Raw genomic sequence first — 19050 nt, forward strand, 5'->3', positions numbered from 1 at the left:
CCACTGAAAATATTCACTGAAATTAACAGCGATAGTTATGAATGACAAATTAAAAACTTAACCTATCTTGAAAAACGCAAATCAAATGTCACAAATACTCAATATTGAACAAGCAGTATTAGATAATCTGCGAATTCTCTCGAATGACAAGCAACAAGAAGTCCTAGATTTTGTTGAGTTTCTTGTAAAAAAAACAGTCAATCACCAGCAGTTAGACACTGAAGATTCAGATTCTAATATCTCATCAAATCTCCAACAGCAAAAACGACTATCTCTCCGAGAAATTGCCCGACTACCTGTAGCCGAACGTCACAAAATACTAGAACCTTTTATCGCCGCCATAGCCGAAGATTTTTTGAATGATCCAGAATTAACAGAGTTTGCCGTTCTGGATGGTGAAGACTGGGAAACCGAGAATGACTAATCCTAAAAAAGGTGAGATTTGGCTAGTGCAACTTGATCCAACTAGAGGACAAGAAATTCAGAAGACTCGCCCTGCTGTTGTGATTAGTTCTGATATCTTTATTTCTATACCAATGCGGATTATTATCCCTGTGGCAACATGGCAACCTAAATTCCAAAATCGCATTTTCATGATTCCTATTCAGCAAACTAATGAAAATGGTTTAGACTCCAACTCAGCAGGTAATGTTTTGCAGCTTCGTAGTGTAACAACCGAGCGATTTATCAGGTGCTTAGGAAAAGTTTCAACAGCCGTTATGCAAGAATTGCTAGACGGTTTAATTATCTGTATTGATTATGCTCCTGAAAGCAACGACTGAAAAAGAGGATCTTTGATAAAAATACAATTTAGAGGTAGGAGCCGAAACCCTGTTATAAAATAGACATATAAGGATTCGGGCGGGCCATTTAACTGGTCATAAAACGCCTATAGAAACTATTTTTGGAAATCTCCAAGGTCTGAAGTCCAGCCAGCTGAAGCAACTACAGCGACTGTACCACCAGCGTATACCGGGCGATCGCATCACCACGCCTGAGTTTTCCCAGCGTCTGGCAGCAATTAGCGCAGAAGTCAATCAGCCTGTGTGCGCCTACGTCAACCGTCGCGGACAAGTGATTCGCGTCGGGGTAGGCACACCGCGTCAAACGCAAATACCACCGATGGAATTGCCCCGTTACGGTGCAGAACGACTCAGTGGTATTCGTTGTATTGCCACCCATCTCAAGCCAGAACCGCCCAATGAAGCGGCACTCACGGCGATGGCATTACAACGCTTAGATGCCCTAGTTGTCCTAAATATTACTGGAACGGGATTTACACGGCGGGGAGGCGGTGCGACTGGGTATGTGAAAGAAGCTTATCTAGCTCATCTGACACCCCAAGACTCTCGCACCCTGATTCCTAGTCCTGCTGCTGTCAAAGTGGAGGAAAGCCAATTCGGCTTCGCTCACTCTAAACAAATCCAATCCCCAAGTTGGAATATATCGCCACCTTTGGATTTGGACGATCTGGCAGACCAGGATTTAGTAGACTTGGTAGAAAATCTGGAAGCGGAATTTCAGCGCGAATTTATCGCCCAGGAAGTAGATTCTGACCACGATCGCGTGCTGATTGTGGGGCTGATGACCAGTGAGATGACTCCCCTACAATTCCAAGACACCCTATTAGAATTGGCACGTTTAGTTGATACGGCTGGGGGAGATGTATTACAGACAATACAACAAAAGCGATCGCGCATTCATCCCCAAACAGTAGTTGGCGAAGGTAAGGTGCAAGAAATTGCTCTAACTGCCCAAACACTAGGAGTCAACCTCGTTGTCTTCGACCGCGATCTTTCACCCTCCCAAGTCCGCAACTTAGAAATGCAAATTGGTATCCGGGTGGTTGACCGCACCGAAGTTATTTTGGATATCTTTGCCCAACGCGCTCAGTCTCGTGCTGGTAAGTTGCAAGTAGAATTAGCGCAGCTAGAATATATGCAACCGCGACTGGCTGGTAGAGGTCGCACCATGTCCCGATTAGGTGGTGGTATTGGGACTCGTGGCCCTGGTGAAACTAAACTGGAAACTGAACGCCGTGCCATTGGGCAGCGCATTTCCCGACTGCAAAAAGAAGTAACTCAGTTGCAGGCCCATCGTTCGCGGTTACGGCAGCGACGGCAGCATCGAGAAGTTCCTTCAGTCGCTTTAGTTGGATATACCAACGCTGGCAAGTCCACTTTGCTGAATGCGCTCACGAATGCAGAAGTATATACAGCCGACCAGTTATTTGCCACTCTCGATCCCACCACGCGCCGCTTGGCAATTCCTTATGGCGAAACCAATGAACATCAGGAAATTCTCATTACAGATACAGTAGGGTTTATACACGAACTGCCTGCATCGTTAATGGATGCCTTCCGCGCCACCTTGGAGGAAGTCACAGAAGCCGATGCCCTACTACATTTGGTAGATTTGTCTCACCCCGCTTGGTTGCGTCATATTCGCTCAGTCAGAGAAATCTTGGCACAAATGCCAATAACTCCTGGCCCGGCGCTGGTTGTTTTTAACAAGATTGATCAAGCCAATAGTGAGACACTAGCTTTAGCTAGAGAAGAATTTCCTTTAGCGGTGTTTATTTCTGCAAGTCAGCGCTTGGGATTAGAAACCCTACGTCAGCGTCTTGCCAAGCTAATTGAATATGCCATTGACAAGTAGAAAAATGTTGAAATTTAATATATTTTAAATTTAATTAAGCTCAGTAATTTTACTGAGCTTTTTATGTATATAAAGCTGAAAATAAAATGTTTTTGAAGACACATCCTGTATTAGAGACAACCTGTTGTCCAGTGTTTAGAGTGGTGTAAGGCTTTCTCTTGAGCGCTTTTGACTTTGATGGGTGGCAAGCAGTAAATTCCCATCTTAGCAACGAAGTCTTACCATTCTATTTAACTTATCAATTAACATGAAAAATCTCTTTTCAACTTCAGCAGTACCATCCTTTTTAGCTGCAACTGCCGTTGTAATATCATCCTCTGTTTTTTCCCCTGCGAATGCCGCTTCTTTTACATATAATTTGGATTGCATTATTTCTGGAACTGTAGGTACACAAAACTATAATGGTGGAAGTACCTGTGCCAAAGTAAACACTTCTTTTGGAACGCTTACTATTAAGGACAATGCGACTGATGCCAAAAAAGTAGATGTTGTCATCGACCTAGCAGGAACAAACAAGCATAAAGTTCAAACATTTGATTTGAATTACGACGACAGCAAATTTAATAACAATGCTTTTCAAATATCGGCAGCTTCATCTTACGCTATGGGCAGTAACCCCATTACAGTAGATGAAAACAAGCAAAAACCAGGTGGTTATCAAGGTAAATTAGATTTAGAAATTAACCCATCATCCACTGGCTCAACCAATGATGGCTTCACAGCCACACTTTCATTGAAGAATTTTGATCTCAATGCAGCAAACTTTAATTTTAAAGATACTCTCAATCAAATATTCGCGGCAGTTCACATTGGGAATTACGGTAATAACCCAGGAATTTCTGGTACTAATTCAATATGGGTAGGGGCGAGTTCTTATTATCAGGCCCCACCTAAACCTAAATATGTGCCTGAACCAAGGACAACAGTTGCTCTAGCTTTATTTGCTTTGGGTGCTTTAGGACTTATCAAAAAAACAAACAGTCTGCACAAGAGTCAGCAACACTGCTGATTTAACTTGGTGGTGAGGCACAGAGGTACTTCATCACCCCTTGCTTGTATGGTGGTAATTATTTGCTTAAGTAAGCCTTGTACATCAGAACTATTTTAAGAGAAAGTAAACTTTAGACTTTATCCGATATAAATAACTCCCTTAGATTATTGACTACATTTATAAAATCGGTTAATACATAAAAAATTTATATATGGTTTGAGCAAAAGTATGATATTGAAGCTACAGTTAGTATCAACGTTCTAAAATTAAGAATGTATGACATTAATTTGAGGACTTTATGGCTGCAAAAGTAGAAATTTACACTTGGAGAACTTGCCCGTTTTGTATTCGTGCCAAAAGTTTGCTGAAGAACAAGGGCGTTGAATTTATCGAATACAGCATCGATGGAGATGAGGCAGCCAGAAATAAAATGGCTCAAAGAGCAAATGGACGTCGTTCTTTACCGCAAATTTTCATCAATGATGATCATGTTGGTGGCTGTGACGATATCCACGCTTTAGACAGTCAAGGTAAGCTGGATGAGCTACTAACTTCTAACAACAGCGTTTAAGATTCAGAAGGTATTGCTTTAGCGACAAGCCGCTGCAAATCACACGGCAGTCGCTACAACTCTGAAAAAACAACGCTCTGCCTTGTTTAATGTCTTTTACCCCTACAAAACGATATCTGTCTACAAGACTTTACCCTCCAGATCATACTCAGTAGTACAAAAGTACGTCAATTGGTGAGAGCATCAAGAGATAATAATTGAATAACCATTTAATTTCTTGGTGATTGAGGTATAAAGGGTGAAACTGGTTTTTATCATTGATTCCATCCATCTGCTTGACCCGTGTCATGATACCAGTGTTGCCTTAATCGAAGCAGCGCAAATCCTGGGACACAAAGTTTGGGTGACTCAGGCAAGCTTGCTGAGTGTGGTGGAGGGAAAAGCTTGGGCTGTGCTACAGCAAGTCGAACTTGTACCAGTACAGTTGATAGACAGACGGTGGGTAGCAGCGAATCCTTGGTATAAGTTGAGCGATTCCTCTTTAACTTCTTTAGAGACAATGGACGCCGTATTTATGCGGACAGATCCACCTGTCAATGATTCCTACCTCTATGCCACCTATATTCTGGATTACATTGACCAAAATAAAACCTTGGTGATTAATAGTCCTAGCGGCATCCGAGGGGCAAATGAAAAAATGTACGCCCTCCAGTTTACCAAAGCGATTCCAGAAACCATTGTCAGTGCTGATAAGCAGTTTATCCGCCAATTTGTAGAAGCAAAGGGGGCAGCAATTCTCAAACCCTTGGGTAACAAAGCTGGCGAAGGTATTTTGTTTTTGCAACCAGGCGATCGCAATTTTAACTCCATTGTTGAACTCAGTACCCTCCAAGGTCGAGTGCCAGTGATGGTACAAACCTATTTACCGGAGGCAAAAGAAGGAGATAAGCGAATTATCTTGCTTAATGGCGAACCGATTGGTGCCCTCAATCGCCTCTCTAGTGGAACTGATTTTCGCAATAATATGGCAACTGGTGGCACAGTTGCTCAAACCGCGATTACTCCAGAAGAGTATGAAATCTGTACTTTAGTAGCCGAACGTTTACGCCAAGATGGCTTAGTTTTTGTGGGTATTGATGTTATTGGTGGCTATCTAACTGAAGTTAATGTCACTAGCCCTACCGGAATTCGTGAGATTGACCGACTTGATGGTACTCAGCTTGGTCATCAGGTTATTCAATGGATTGAACAAACCCTAAAAATCAAAAATTAATTTACGTTAGACATCTGGTGAAATTAATTCTGCATTACCTCAAACTCTTGTAGAGAAGGGAAATTAGACTAGACTACTAACGTCTCCATACATTCTTTTTCACCAGATGTCTATTTATATTTTTGATTTTTAGTGTTTTATTTCCCAGAAAACAGGCTTCCTTTGAAGACTTGCGTCGGCGAGTTTCTTACGCAATTTGCTTTGAGTCAATATATTTACTTCTAACGAATATAAGTTTAATGGATTGCGAGGAGTAGATGTAGCGATGTCTACGACAGACTACTCTACGCATCCGTAGTTGGGCAGGTCTTCCTGTTCTTTTAATGGCAAAAGCATATCTGGACATACAAGCCAGTAGACTTCCTGCCCAAATTCATTCCATAAAGTAGAATTGACGAATTTTTTTACCAATTGACAAAATTGGGGATGGCAACATCTTGCTTACCCCTGCCCTTAGTAAAACCCTGGTTTAACTAGCAGATTTTATACTGCGTTCAGCCTGACCTGAGACTGCTAAGTTAATCTAAAATCTCCTATCCAAAATCTTTTAATTCCTTGGTGTTCGTCGGTTTCTGAGAAAATCAGGTATATCTAATCCAGGTTTTTCTTTTGGTTCTGGAGTTGGAGTTGGAGTTGAAGTTGGAGTTGAAGTTGGATTTGGGGCTGAGGTTGGGGGAGTAACAGCGGGTTGCTGTGTTGTTGACCGCTTCGGAGTATTAGGTGTTACCCGAACGTTAGCCACACTTTGTTGTTGCACAGCTTGCACTTCACCTGTAAACCCGGTGGCAATTACAGTAATTCTTACCTCACCTTGGAGTCTGTCATCAATTACCGCCCCGAAAATAATATTGGCGTTGGGATCAACTACTTCATAGATTGCTTCTGCGGCAGCATTCACTTCATGCAAAGTCAGATCAGTGCCACCAGTAATATTAAATACAACCCCTCTAGCACCTTCAATAGAACATTCTAGTAATGGTGAAGAAATAGCTGCGATCGCAGCTTCTCTAGCTCTAGATTTTCCGGAGCTAACGCCAATTCCCATTAATGCCGATCCCGCATCTGCCATCACAGCTCGGACATCAGCAAAGTCAACGTTTACCAAACCGGGGATCGTGATGATATCAGAAATACCTTGTACCCCTTGACGTAGCACATCATCTGCGTAGCGAAAAGCTTCTTGCACAGGTGTTTGTTCGGGGATCACTTCCAGCAATTTGTTGTTGGGGATAATGATCAGTGTATCTACTCTACTTTTTAGTCCTTGAATACCTTCTTCCGCTTGGCTGGTGCGGCGACGGCCCTCAAAAACAAACGGACGTGTAACCACACCAACAGTAAGAGCGCCCATTTCTTTTGCCACTTCTGCCACAATTGGGGCTGCACCCGTCCCAGTACCACCCCCCATACCAGCAGTGATAAATACTAAGTCTGCTCCCTCTAAAGCCGTAGCAATTTCGTCCCGTGATTCCTCAGCTGCCTTTTGGCCAATGGCAGGATTACCACCTGCTCCTAAACCCCGCGTTAGCTTCTGTCCAATTTGCAATCGACTTGGAGCGCCAGCTAAGGTAAGAGCTTGAGCATCAGTGTTAATTGACCAAAACTCTACCCCAGAGACATCAGACTCGATCATGCGGTTGACAGCATTGCCACCACCACCACCGACACCAATCACTTTGATGTTGGCGACCCGGCCAGGAACAATCTCACCAATTCGGCTATTTTCCGGAGAAATCTTCTTATTATCGTGATTTTGTCCGAAGTTTAACCCAGAGTTATTAAAGGGATTGCTCGAGTTAACTGCCAGAGAAAACCCTGGCTGTCCCGTAGATTGGGAATTTTTATAGTTAAGTCCTTGGTTATTATCAAGTGTCATTGGATTTGTAAGAGGGTAGATAAACGACTTTTTCAGGTGTTATTCACCTCAGAGTCAACTTTATTTTGACAGTGCCACAATACTATGGCATTGTTCTTTATTGTTTTCACTACTGCCAAGCCTAACAGAATTGGCAGTCCGAAAATTTGCTATGGGATAAGCTTTTAAAGCAACCGATCGCACAGCCAATTTTACAGAAGTATACCTATATTGATCTAAAAGTGACCTGTATAACTTCAACCAGACATTAATCTCTTCATTATTCTCAACTAAGGGGATAACTGGTAAAGACACACTACAGCGCACCTTCTCTGCCTCAATAATAATATTGTTAATAGGTTTCACCATTGTGGTTGACTGCAACTTTAGGCACAAAATTTACCTTTTACTTACTTATGCTTGAGACTAAAGTAAGCAAGAATTTACTTGTTAGACTATACTTGATTAATTTGTTACTTGGGGAGTCTCAATAGACACTTTATTAGAGCAATACTCTATCCTACAAAAACCCTCACTAGTACGATCAAACAATCAAGATTTCCTAAGAGGTTTTGTTACCCAATAGAATTACGGAGCAGAGTACCCAAACTTATTGCCCAGAAGCAATACTTACGCAATCCCAGGTGGAATTTTATATTACAGGCTAAAACTTCAGTAAACTGTCTTTGGAAGTCTCCTCAACAGACCAAAGCCAAGAGTATTTTTAGCTCTGCACTTCGATGGCGGCGTAAACCGTTCTCATTAGTGCCCTCTGCTCGCAAGTCTAATCTTAATGAAAAACTCAAGGATTCTTCTCTTTTGGGCATTGGGTTTACTCAAAGAATATATGGGCAGAAGGCGTTTTGAACGCCCTAGACAATCATTCAGATTGTCCAATATTTTGCACCCTACTATTAGATGTTAGGGTAACAATTGAGGGTCTTTAACTCGCAATGGAGATTTTATGATTGATCCTTTCATTTTAATTAGAAGTTAATGCCGATTTTCGTGCAGTTTACTAGAAAACTGAAAATAATAAATATATTTGTCAGCATAAAGCTTCTTAATTTACTAGGAGCTATCAATAAATTAAACACGTTAGATATTTTTAGGGATTTTGGGAGTTAATTTTTGATCTTTTTGGTTCATTTGTACTAATGGAAATTCGGGGTTTTTCAGATCAATATACTCTACTTGACCGGAATTGAACTTTGTTGCTAAATGGCGCATTTGGGCGAGTACCTTAATTTGTTCAGCTAACTGAGGGCCTGGAACGCCGAGATGCACATTTCCTATTTCTGTTTTCAAAATTAAATTCGTTGGATTTTGGCAATTAATTTCCATAACTTTTACGGGACTTTGGCTGACAGCCTGATGAAGTTGAGTCCAGTAGAGGCAGTATTGTGTTGGTGAGCCAATTACTCTGAGATTGGGTAATTTCTTAGTGGGATTAAGTGATGTGTATTTTTCTAAAGGCATCCAGGCCCCAGTTGCATCTAGTAAGCCGATTGTAACTTTTTTGTTGCCAAGCGTTTGAGTGACTGCTACAGGTACGCGTTCTTGAATTTCGATAATTAATCCAGGAGGAAACAGGCGGCGTCTGACGATCGCTTGAGCGATAGTTGGTTGTTTCTTCAAAGACTTAGCGATCGCCGACGGTTCAATCCGCCACAAAGACTGGGGGTAAGACAGCGCCAACAGTGACTGAGTTGTTTGCTCCGACAGTGATTTATTACCTGATTTCATCATTATTTGTTTGGGAGTTTTTAGCATCCACACTGGTTGGACTGCAACCCACAGCAATCCACCCGCGAAACCAGTAATAGCAAAAGTTCGCCAAATAGCCTGAATAATTCTCATCTGCCGCTGACGACGTAATTTCTGACGACGTTGGGCTAGATTTGTGCGGGAAACTGATATTATGCCAGCCATTCAAACCCCTTTGTGGTTACAATCTAAATTCCTCGACGCGCTTCTATCATTATTCATTTCAGTAAACACTGTTGGCATCTATATAGCCTCTCTCCTCAAGACTTTTTTTATTTTTAGTAACACTTTACAGTAACTACACAAGGATTCTGGCCCTAGTCATCATTCCCATAAAGTTTCCGGTGTCCATTCTTAACTGAATGTAGTCTTTTTGACAAGTTATTTTTGAAGATTTTTTCCTCAAAATTACGAAATATTAATTGAAATGTTGAGAATTTTGTTTTCTTGACAAATTGTATATTAAATGATAAACAGGTATTCCTATATCTCTGTGTGCTTTGCTATAATTCATACCAGCCATACTCGTCAGCTAGACAAGCTCAAAACCATGAATTCTTGTAACTTTTTTTACTTAATCACTAAATCATACAATTTTGTGGCAGGTCAAATAAAAGCGAGAGATTATCAAAACCTCAATAGCAGGTGTAAAAAGAACAGATATGCTTAAGGCTACTAGGGTCAATTAAATCTCACCATACTACTGACAGTAATTGTGCAAGCATTGCTGTCCCTTGCAAGACATTACCACCTTGCGAGTTAATCCTATGCCTATATGTCGGCAGAGATTAATTGTATAAAAAATACGAAATAAACTGCGTCTACATACACCTGTACATACATGAAAACAACATTAAATCTGTCACGTTTTTATAAAGCATGTAACCCCAGTTACACACTAAACATAAGTAACGTTCTAGATCGGCAGTATTACATAGATTTTGCTGATGTACGTGGTTGCAAGATTGTTGAAGAATTGCAACGGACTATCGTTCGCATTTCTCCTGATGAGCCAACCTGCCAGTTATTTACGGGTCATATTGGTTGTGGAAAGTCAACAGAATTGCAGCGGCTCAAGACAGAACTAGAATTGGCGGGATTTCATGTGGTTTATTTTGAGTCCAGCCAAGATTTAGACATGGCGGATATTGATATCAGCGATATTCTGCTGAGTGTAGCTCGTCAAGTCAGCGCCAGTTTAGAAGGCATTAACATCAAACTCAAAGGTGGTTACTTTACCAATTTGTTTAAAGAAGTAGGTGATTTTTTGCAAAGCCCCATAGAGCTTTCTGGACAAGCAGAATTGTCCTTGGGTATTGCCAAAATTACCGCCAAAACCAAAGATAGCACCCAGATGCGGAATCAACTAAGACAATATCTGGAACCACGTACCAATAGTATTCTGCAAGCGATTAACGAAGAGATTTTAGAAAAGGCTGTTGAACAGCTAAAGCTAAGGGGTCAAAAAGGACTGGTAGTGATTGTAGATAATTTGGATCGAGTCGATATGCGTCCCTTAGCATCAGGGCGATCGCAACCAGAATATCTCTTTATCGACCGAGGCGAACAGTTACGCCGACTCAAATGCCACCTAGTTTACACAATTCCCCTAACGTTAATTTTCTCCAATGAGTATGAGACACTGAAAAACCGCCTAGGAGGAGGGATTGCACCAAAAGTATTGCCGATGGTATTAGTGCGGCAAAGAGACGGCAGTGATTACGAACCAGGAATGTCACTAGTACGCCAGTTAGTTCTAGCTAGAGCTTTTCCAGAAGTTCCTTTAAATAGCAGACTTTTATTAATTACAGAATTATTCGATCATTCCCAAACCTTGGATCGCCTATGTCGCGTTAGTGGTGGTCATATTCGTAACTTATTGGGTTTACTTTATAGCTGCTTGCAACGGCAAGATCCACCTTTTTCTAGGGAATGCTTAGAAGCCGTGATTAAGGACTACCGCGACGATTTGCTATTAGCTATTGATGAGTCCCAGTGGGAATTATTGTTTGAAGTAGTGCAGCAACAAAGAGTTAAAGGTGAGTCTGACTATCAAAGTTTACTAAGAAGTATGTATCTGTTTGAATATCGCGATCCTGTGGGGCGCTGGTTTGGCATCAGTCCAGCCTTGGCAGAAACAGAAAAAGTTTTGGCTTGGCAACAAAAAAAGTAACAGTCAAGTGTCAATTGTCATTGGACTAATAACTACAGCGCTTCCCGCTATTATGCAATACAGTTTTTCTTATTGCCTCTCTCCTAACATAGCTTTTAGCTTTGAGGATGTACCTCATAGCTGCCGGAAGTGCTGTAATATCCAATGCCTCATCCCCAATCCTCAATCCTAAATACTCCACATCCAATGACTAATGACAAGCAGCTACGCGTCTACACCAAAGAAAATCAGCATACTTTGCAAAGACTGATTAGAGCGATCGCACTTTCTGAAGGTCAATTTGCTCTGATTTTAGTTCGATGTAACTATGGGCGATTACGTGAGCAAATGTTAGAGAATATTCGCTCCATCAGCAAAGACATCTATATCAGAGAAATCGTTCTTAATCCATCAACTATTTCCTTACACGGCACAATAATCTCAGAACTATCTTTAGATAATCCTGCCGTCCTTACAGACTCTTTGCCATCGGCTGTAATGGTTTTTGGTATTGAGTCAACTACCGACCTGGAAAACTTACTTACAGGTATTAACCAAGCACGAGATATCTATGCCGCGACTTTTCCATTTCCAGTGGTGTTGTGGCTACAAGATGAAGTGGCATCATTGCTGTCAAGATTAGCGCCTGATTTTAAAAGCTGGGCTGCAACCACGATTAAATTTGAAATGGCCAAAGCAGATTTAATTGCTTTGATCCATCAAGAGGCAGAATCTCTATTTACCAAAGTTTTAGAAGCAGGTGCTGAGACATTTTTATCTAATGCCTTTTTAGATTTAGATCCCAAGTCTCAACACCGCCACGAAATAGAATCAGCCCGTAATGATTTGGTGCGACTGTATGGCGTTCAATTAACACCAGGATTAGAAGCTAGTTTAGAATTTGTGTTGGGGCGAGATAAATACGCCAACGATCAAATTAATGGTGCTTTAGCTAATTATCAAAGAAGCCTAGCTTTATGGCAGCAGGAAGCAAGGAGAGTAACAGAGTGGGAGAATCATTCTTCTTTCCCCATCTTATCTCCTCATTCTACTGCTCCCTCGTCGTTACTCAAGCAAGCAATAGTACTATTTCACTTGGGGCTTTGCTATCACCGAATGGCAGACTTATACCAGAATAATATTAGCTATTGCGAACGTGCTTTGTCGTGGTTTAAACAATGCTTGGAACTATTGGAGGAAGCACAAAGAGAAGACTTAGTTGCTAAATTCATTCTGCCTGCTTGCGAAATGCTGCAACGCTTACAACTCTGGGATGAATTAAAAGAATTAGCTCAAAAGTCATTATATTTACATAAAACTTATGGAACTCCCACACAAATTGCTCAAAATTATGGTTTTTTAGCAAATGTGGCTGCTTATGAGTCGAATTGGGTACTGGCTCATGAATTAGCGAATACAGCACTTTCTATCTCCGAAGAAGTAACACAAGTTTCTCTGCGAGATGCTTTGCAAAGACGACGACAAGAAAGTTGGTATCTTCTCTTGCTAGCACGTACACAGAGGCATTTGGGTGAGTGTGAAGAAGCTATTAATAACTTGGAATGGGCAAGAGTAGTTTGTGAGTTACAACATCAGCCATCACTGTATTTAGAAATTTTAGAGGAACTGCGATCGCTTTACTTTTTCGAGCGTCATGACTATACAGAAGCCTTTAAGCTGAAGCAAGAAAAAATTAAAATAGAACATCAGTATGGCTTTCGTGCCTTCATCGGGGCAAGTCAATTGCAGCCACAACGCCCCAGAATTAACCCAGTATTGGAACCTCACAAAATACCGTTTATTACTGAAGAGATTGCTCAAGAAATATCTGCTTCTGGACGGCAACAAGATGTCAATCGCTTAATTGAAAGAATCGCCCGTGCTGACTACAAACTAACAGTAATTTATGGGCCGTCAGGTGTAGGTAAAAGTTCAATTCTCAAAAGCTGGTTTAGTTCCAGCACTCAAGGGAAAAGTTATTGGTGAACGCATTCCTATACCGATTGTTATATCTGTTTATACAGATTGGATAACAATCTTAATCAGTGGTATCAATCAAGTTCTGGCATACACAGGAATATCAGTTAATCTTGACTCTACACCCACTATACTTCTAGAAAAAATTCGGTTAGCATCGGATGCGAAATTATACAATAGTTATTATACTAGACCAATTTGAAGAATTTTTCTTTGTTAGTAATACTCCTCACACAACGAATAGAATTTTATAAATTTTTTAGTGAATGTTTAAATATTTCTTATGTGAAAACTATTATTTCATTACGAGAAGATTACTTGCATCATTTATTAGAGTTTGAACGTTTGAGCCAGAAAAATAGTACCGGATTATATGATTTAGGCGTAATTAATAAAAATATTCTCGATAAAGACATTCGCTACTATTTAGGAAAATTCTCTAGCCAGGATGCTAAAGCCATAATTCACAGTCTTACTCAACGTTCACATTATGAACTGAGTGATGAATTAATTAACCGATTAGTGCAGGATTTAACAGTGAGAGCTAGACGAAGCTACATCCAATTGAATTACAAATAGTCGGCGCTCAATTACAAATAGAAAACATTAGCACACTTGGAGAATCCAAGCTTTGCGGTGGCTCGACAAAATTGGTGGAACGCTGGCTTGGCGAAGTTATTAAAGACTGTGGTCAGGAAAACGAAGAGCTAAGTTGGAAATTATTATTTGAGTTAACTGATGAAAAGGGGACACGACCGTTAAAAACTAAAGCTGATTTAGCTGCTGCATTAGTTAATAATCTTGATATAGATACAATATCAAGCTTTAACACAGTTGGGGAACTGATTTTAGAAATATTGGTGGGTTCAGGGTTGGTGTTGCGAGTCAGAGAAGAGTTAGGCGATCGCTACCAGTTGGTTCACGATTATTTAGTTGAACCAATTCGTCAAAAGAACAATTATGGGATGCTCGCCGAATTAGAAAAAATCAAACTTGAAAAAACTAGAGCGGAAGTAGCCCAACAACTTAGCCAAAAACAACTTAATTTAGTATTGCAAACGGCGACTGCGGGAAGCACGGATAGCATGCGCAATCTTTGGCAATCATGGGCGGAACAATAGCAGCCTTATGGTGGCAAGCTGACTTGCAAAAAAGAGCAGCAGTCCGCCAAACTCTACGAGCTGAACACAGTGAAAATAACTTGAGGATTAGTGGAATTACTGCTGCTAGTGAAGCTCTGTTTGCCTCTAATAAGGAATTTGATGCTCTATTAGAAGGTTTGCGGGCTTGGAGAGGACTTAAACAAGCAGAGGTCGTGCAACCAGATACCCGAATGCGCGTTGTCACAGCGCTGCAACAGGCAGTTTATGGGGTAACGGAGATCAACCGCCTGGAAGGGCACACAGATGTTGTCTGGGGAGTAACTTTCAGCCCTGATGGTCAGTTGTTAGCATCAGGTAGCTTAGATACGACGGTGAAACTTTGGCATCTTGACGGTACCTTACTCCAAACCCTTAAGGGTCACACTGATGCTGTTAATTGTGTAAGTTTTAGCCCTGATGGTAAAACCCTAGCGTCCGCAAGCCTCGACAAAACAGTGCAAATCTGGCACAAAAACCCGGTTACAGGTGAATTTGACCCCAAGCCATATAAAACCCTAAGAGGACAGGGTGGTTCGGTTGACAGCGTTAATTTCAGTCCTGATGGTGAGTTGTTAGCTACTGGCGGTCAGGATAGAACCGTAAAACTTTGGCGTAAAGACGGTAGCTTAGTAAAAATACTGAGAGGACATCAAGGGTCAGTTAACTGGGTAAACTTCAGCCCTGATGGTCAATTCATCGCCTCATCTAGCAACGACAAGACAGTGAAAATCTGGCGACGCGACGGTAGCCTTGTTACAACTTTGCAGGGACATCAGAAAGCTGTGACTATAGCTGTTTTCAGCCCAGATGGTAAATTGTTGGCTTCAACAGGTCGAGATAAAACAGTGAAACTTTGGCGGCGGGAAAGTAACAGTACTAAAGACGGTTTTGACTTTCGTCTTTTACAAAACTTTACGGCAGCATAGCAAGACTGTGTGGAGTTTAAGTTTTAGTTCCGATAGTAAAAAGTTAGCTTCCGCAGGTGAAGACAAAATCATAAACCTCTGGAGTAACAATGGTACTTTGCTCAAAACCTTGAAAGGACACAGCGATTATGTTGTCAGTTTAGCTTTCAGTCCAAATAACAAATTGCTGGCCTCAGGAAGTTACGACAAAAGCATAAAGTTATGGAGTTTAGAACCCCCAAAACCGTCTATTCTTCAGAGGGCATCAGAGTCGAGTTTTGAGCGTTGCTTGGAGTCCCGACGGTCAGGTACTAGCTTCTGGTAGTAGCGATCGCACTATAAACTTTGGCAAAGATACACCAGTAATGGCGAAGTCAAAACCCGACTTTACAAAACTTTAGTGGGGCATACAAATCAAGTCCCTAGTGTCAGTTTTGACCCAAAAGGTGAAATGCTGGCTTCAGGAAGTTTATGACAAAACGGTGAAACTTTTGCGGCTTGATGGTACTTTAATCATGACTCTCCACGGACATACTGATAAGTGTGATGAGGCGTGACTTTCAGCCCTGATGGTCAGTTTCTGGCATCAGCTAGCAAAGATAAAACAGTAAAACTTTGGAACCGTGAGGGCAAGTTGCTCAAAACCTTAGCGGGGCATCAGGGTTGGGTAAATAGCGTAAATTTCAGCCCAGATGGTCAAGTTATAGCCTCTGCCAGTGATGACCAAACTGTGAAACTTTGGCAACGGGATGGTACCTTGCTCAAAACTTTTTCACCTCATAACAGTTGGGTGTTGGGTGTCAGCTTTAGTCCCACTGACGAGTTGCTAGCTTCTGCTAGCTGGGATAATACTGTGAAACTGTGGCGACGGGATGGGACGTTGTTAAAAACCTTATTAAAGGGGTATAGCGATAGCGTTAATGCCGTCACTTTCAGCCCCAGTGGTGAATTACTTGCCGCCGCCAGTTGGGACAGTACAGTGAAACTTTGGAGCCGTGAGGGCAAATTAATTAAAAGTCTTAATGGGCATCGCGCTCCGGTGTTGAGTGTTAGCTTTAGCCCAGATGGTCAAACACTAGCATCAGCTAGTGATGACAACACTATAATTTTATGGAATTTACATCTTGATGATCTGCTTGTTCGTGGTTGCGACTGGGTGGGCGATTACCTCAAACACAACCGCAATCTTGAAAAGCGCGATCGCCTTCTTTGTGATGGCATAACCCGTACAAACCCTTTTTAATTACGAATTACGTTAGCGAGTCATCGAGCGTCATTACGAATTACGAATTAGCTTGAAGCCTCAATGAGCAACCGCTCTTGGTTTAGCGGTTGATGAGGCGATCAGAGTTGTTAATTCAGAGCTAGAAATAAATTTCGAGCTAATCAGCCAAAAGAGCGATCGCTTTCCAAGACTTCGTGGTTATTTTCTTCAGTAGCCTCTTGTGGCAAATTGGCTAAAAATGCTTGTAGCCTCATGCGCTCAATGTAAGGCCAGCCTCCCTCAGACTCAATATCTTTCAGCAGTGAGTAAAGTTGGCGACGGTTAACAGGCAAACTCTCTTGAAAAACCCCATCCCGGATCTCTCGGTGTAACTGCTCCAATTGCCTAAGCATTGCCAAAAGAGCTACACTATCGCCCTCACAAGCTGTAGCTGCATCATACACCACAGATGCGATCGCTTGGAGTTGAGAAGAAAACTTCTCTGATTCAATAGACTTATGATCGTTCATGCCACCTTTTCCGTATAAATGAGGTCAACTCAAATTTACCGGAGATTTTTAATTTTCCCTAGTTTGTCAGTATTGATTCTTTTAATCCCTGTGCCTACCTGTTACTGCATCCCCTCACTTGCCCTAGTCAGCGATGAATATAACTAGATTTGTATCTTTATCAAAAGTAGTTGCGATCGCGCCTAAAAGAGCGTAGTAACCTTTAGCATAGGCTTTACAGAACCTAGATGCGATCAAAACGAGACTTTCTTGGATTTTGAGTACTTTGATTTTGAGTTAAAAAAAATCGTATGATCTGGCTGATTTCCCCATCAAACAATGGGCTGTATGTAGTAGCGTCACATACATGATACAAAAAGACTTGGGCGATGCCGCTTTTGCCGATTGCAAAAGCAAAGTGCGAAGCAGACACTCCTCTTCGCACTCTCCGAGGTAAGCATTTATGCTGCTTTGTGTGGGGCTTTCTCATCCACTCGCCCAACTTTCACAAATGCTACCAACAGTAAAACTGCTGGTTTTTTGCTCCCATAGTGACACACATCCAAAATGGATACGGTGTGCTACGTCGTCTGGGGTTTACACCCTAAGCTCAAGAGAGCGACACGTTTAACTACGTTTAGCAGAGAAAAGTTTGAGCAGCGACAACTTAAATACCCGGACACTTGCTTCAACTCTCTTAATCAGAGCAAAGCAATGTCCGAACAAAGGTAGCTTTTCGCAGAGTAGCGGCTTCTCGTCAGAGATCAAAGCTTCGATGCAGTTTTACAACTTAGATATTAATTTTTGAGATTGAGGTTGACCATGAGGTATCGCGCTTTAATTGTTGCATTCTTGGCTTTGTGCCTGGGGCTAATAACTGCTTGTAGTGATGCTCCTGCTAGTAGTAGTAGAGACGTACTCACTTATGATCAAATTCGCGGCACTGGCTTGGCTAACAAATGCCCCCAACTAGCAGAAACAAGCCGTGGTTCCATTCCCATTGATTCAAGCCAGTCTTATGCCGTCAAAGAACTTTGCTTGGAACCAACTAGCTTCTTTATCAAAGAAGAACCTGCTAATAAACGCCAACAAGCAGAATTTGTTGCTGGCAAATTGTTGACCAGATACACTTCCACCATTGACCAAGTGCAGGGTAATCTAAAAATCAACGCAGATAATAGCCTAACCTTTGCAGAAACTGATGGTCTTGACTTCCAAGCCATAACTGTGCAACTTCCTGGTGGTGAGCGAGTACCTTTCCTCTTCACTATCAAAAACTTGGTTGCTCAAACTCAACCCAATTTGACCAGTATTAACACCTCTACGGACTTTGAAGGCACCTTCAAAGTTCCTTCCTATCGTGGTGCTGCTTTCCTAGATCCCAAAGGTCGTGGTGTCGTCAGCGGCTACGATAATGCCGTGGCTCTCCCCGCCCAAGCGGATGATGAAGAACTTACCCGCACTAACGTCAAGCGTGCTGAAAATCTCAATGGCAAGATTTCTCTGCAAATCGCTAAAATAGACAATTCTAGCGGTGAAATTGCTGGTACTTTCGAGAGCGAACAACCATCTGATACAGATTTAGGTGCTGGCGAACCTAAAGAAGTCAAGATTCGCGGTCTATTTTATGCACGGGTTGAACCAACTCGCGGCTAAATCCTCTGAAGTAACTCAACTAGCTGGCACTCAGAACGACAATTCTGTAAGTATTCAGACTTGATCGCAAAAGTTGACTTATTTACCCTCTTTTTTTTAGGAGGGTAGATAGGTTTTTTACAAAGATGGGGAAAAGTTAAAGCCCAGCAAAGATTGTGGGCGAAATAACCTTTGCAATTGGAAAAATTTTGATACCTCGCTCTTTTAAGTAACTTGATTCATTTCTTTGAACTTTTCTCTTTGATTAAAAGACTATAGACTTAAGTAAAAAAAGGGTAATATACCCTTTTTTTTATTTAGTTGCGTAAATATACACAGTATTTTTTTAAATTATTAGTAATTTTTAATTATTAGATAAATTTTAGTTGAATAGACACGTAATTTTACTGTAAATACAACGTTTGCTTCTCAAACAAAAGCCCAGCTACTGTTGTTTTGTTTCTATAAATT

Annotated in this window: 12 protein-coding genes and 1 pseudogene; 9 read left to right on the forward strand and 4 right to left on the reverse strand. The window is 41.5% G+C overall.

Annotation, left to right across the window (positions count from 1 at the left end; translation table 11 throughout):
- The first annotated feature begins 85 nt into the window (after positions 1-85).
- The 6 genes from ANSO36C_RS20380 to gshB all read left to right on the forward strand — a co-directional run bounded on the left by ANSO36C_RS20380 (position 86) and on the right by gshB (position 5433).
- Positions 86-424: a DUF2281 domain-containing protein gene (locus tag ANSO36C_RS20380; protein ID WP_251955985.1), complete on the forward strand. Its 339-nt coding sequence runs from the start codon at positions 86-88 to the stop codon at positions 422-424.
- Entirely contained in the window at positions 417-782 is a 366-nt protein-coding gene (locus ANSO36C_RS20385) for a type II toxin-antitoxin system PemK/MazF family toxin (RefSeq protein ID WP_251955986.1), read from the forward strand. Before ANSO36C_RS20380 ends, ANSO36C_RS20385 begins: the two co-directional genes overlap by 8 nt.
- Positions 783-891: 109 nt before the next feature.
- On the forward strand, positions 892-2658 hold the full coding sequence (gene hflX, locus ANSO36C_RS20390) for a GTPase HflX (RefSeq protein ID WP_251960392.1): 1767 nt from the start codon (positions 892-894) through the stop codon (positions 2656-2658).
- Positions 2659-2905: 247 nt separating this feature from the next.
- Positions 2906-3667: a type 1 periplasmic-binding domain-containing protein gene (locus tag ANSO36C_RS20395; protein WP_251955987.1), complete on the forward strand. Its 762-nt coding sequence runs from the start codon at positions 2906-2908 to the stop codon at positions 3665-3667.
- Positions 3668-3947: 280 nt separating this feature from the next.
- Positions 3948-4220: a glutaredoxin 3 gene (gene grxC, locus ANSO36C_RS20400; RefSeq protein ID WP_251955988.1), complete on the forward strand. Its 273-nt coding sequence runs from the start codon at positions 3948-3950 to the stop codon at positions 4218-4220.
- Between the two features lie 238 nt (positions 4221-4458).
- Positions 4459-5433, forward strand: coding sequence for a glutathione synthase (gene gshB / locus ANSO36C_RS20405; protein ID WP_251955989.1), 975 nt, complete (start codon positions 4459-4461; stop codon positions 5431-5433).
- Between the two features lie 547 nt (positions 5434-5980).
- Here gshB and ftsZ read toward each other — a convergent pair.
- The 3 genes from ftsZ to ANSO36C_RS20420 all read right to left on the reverse strand — a co-directional run bounded on the left by ftsZ (position 5981) and on the right by ANSO36C_RS20420 (position 9220).
- On the reverse strand, positions 5981-7309 hold the full coding sequence (ftsZ, locus tag ANSO36C_RS20410; RefSeq protein WP_251955990.1) for a cell division protein FtsZ: 1329 nt from the start codon (positions 7307-7309) through the stop codon (positions 5981-5983).
- A gap of 60 nt (positions 7310-7369) precedes the next feature.
- Positions 7370-7657: a hypothetical protein gene (locus ANSO36C_RS20415; protein ID WP_251955991.1), complete on the reverse strand. Its 288-nt coding sequence runs from the start codon at positions 7655-7657 to the stop codon at positions 7370-7372.
- 729 nt (positions 7658-8386) lie between these two features.
- Positions 8387-9220: a cell division protein FtsQ/DivIB gene (locus tag ANSO36C_RS20420; protein WP_251955992.1), complete on the reverse strand. Its 834-nt coding sequence runs from the start codon at positions 9218-9220 to the stop codon at positions 8387-8389.
- A gap of 676 nt (positions 9221-9896) precedes the next feature.
- Here ANSO36C_RS20420 and ANSO36C_RS20425 point away from each other — a divergent pair.
- Positions 9897-11228, forward strand: coding sequence for a P-loop NTPase fold protein (locus tag ANSO36C_RS20425; protein WP_251955993.1), 1332 nt, complete (start codon positions 9897-9899; stop codon positions 11226-11228).
- 186 nt (positions 11229-11414) lie between these two features.
- Positions 11415-16474 (forward strand): annotated as a pseudogene (locus tag ANSO36C_RS20430) (WD40 domain-containing protein).
- A 143-nt stretch (positions 16475-16617) separates the two neighbouring features.
- Here ANSO36C_RS20430 and ANSO36C_RS20435 read toward each other — a convergent pair.
- Positions 16618-16965, reverse strand: a complete 348-nt coding sequence (locus tag ANSO36C_RS20435) for a hypothetical protein (protein ID WP_251955994.1) — start codon at positions 16963-16965, stop codon at positions 16618-16620.
- 801 nt (positions 16966-17766) lie between these two features.
- Here ANSO36C_RS20435 and psbO point away from each other — a divergent pair.
- Positions 17767-18600, forward strand: coding sequence for a photosystem II manganese-stabilizing polypeptide (gene psbO / locus ANSO36C_RS20440; RefSeq protein ID WP_251955995.1), 834 nt, complete (start codon positions 17767-17769; stop codon positions 18598-18600).
- Positions 18601-19050 lie beyond the last annotated feature (450 nt).

The organism is Nostoc cf. commune SO-36, assembly GCF_023734775.1.
Classification (GTDB): Bacteria; Cyanobacteriota; Cyanobacteriia; order Cyanobacteriales; family Nostocaceae; genus Nostoc; species Nostoc commune_A.

Bases quoted from the DNA above. Each gene is read 5' to 3' on its own strand.
- ANSO36C_RS20380 (WP_251955985.1), top strand. From the start codon at position 86: ATGTCACAAATACTCAATATTGAACAAGCAGTATTAGATAATCTGCGA.
- ANSO36C_RS20420 (WP_251955992.1), bottom strand. From the start codon at position 9,220: ATGGCTGGCATAATATCAGTTTCCCGCACAAATCTAGCCCAACGTCGT.
- grxC (WP_251955988.1), top strand. From the start codon at position 3,948: ATGGCTGCAAAAGTAGAAATTTACACTTGGAGAACTTGCCCGTTTTGT.
- ftsZ (WP_251955990.1), bottom strand. From the start codon at position 7,309: ATGACACTTGATAATAACCAAGGACTTAACTATAAAAATTCCCAATCT.
- psbO (WP_251955995.1), top strand. From the start codon at position 17,767: ATGAGGTATCGCGCTTTAATTGTTGCATTCTTGGCTTTGTGCCTGGGG.
- ANSO36C_RS20395 (WP_251955987.1), top strand. From the start codon at position 2,906: ATGAAAAATCTCTTTTCAACTTCAGCAGTACCATCCTTTTTAGCTGCA.
- ANSO36C_RS20435 (WP_251955994.1), bottom strand. From the start codon at position 16,965: ATGAACGATCATAAGTCTATTGAATCAGAGAAGTTTTCTTCTCAACTC.
- ANSO36C_RS20385 (WP_251955986.1), top strand. From the start codon at position 417: ATGACTAATCCTAAAAAAGGTGAGATTTGGCTAGTGCAACTTGATCCA.
- ANSO36C_RS20425 (WP_251955993.1), top strand. From the start codon at position 9,897: ATGAAAACAACATTAAATCTGTCACGTTTTTATAAAGCATGTAACCCC.
- ANSO36C_RS20415 (WP_251955991.1), bottom strand. From the start codon at position 7,657: ATGGTGAAACCTATTAACAATATTATTATTGAGGCAGAGAAGGTGCGC.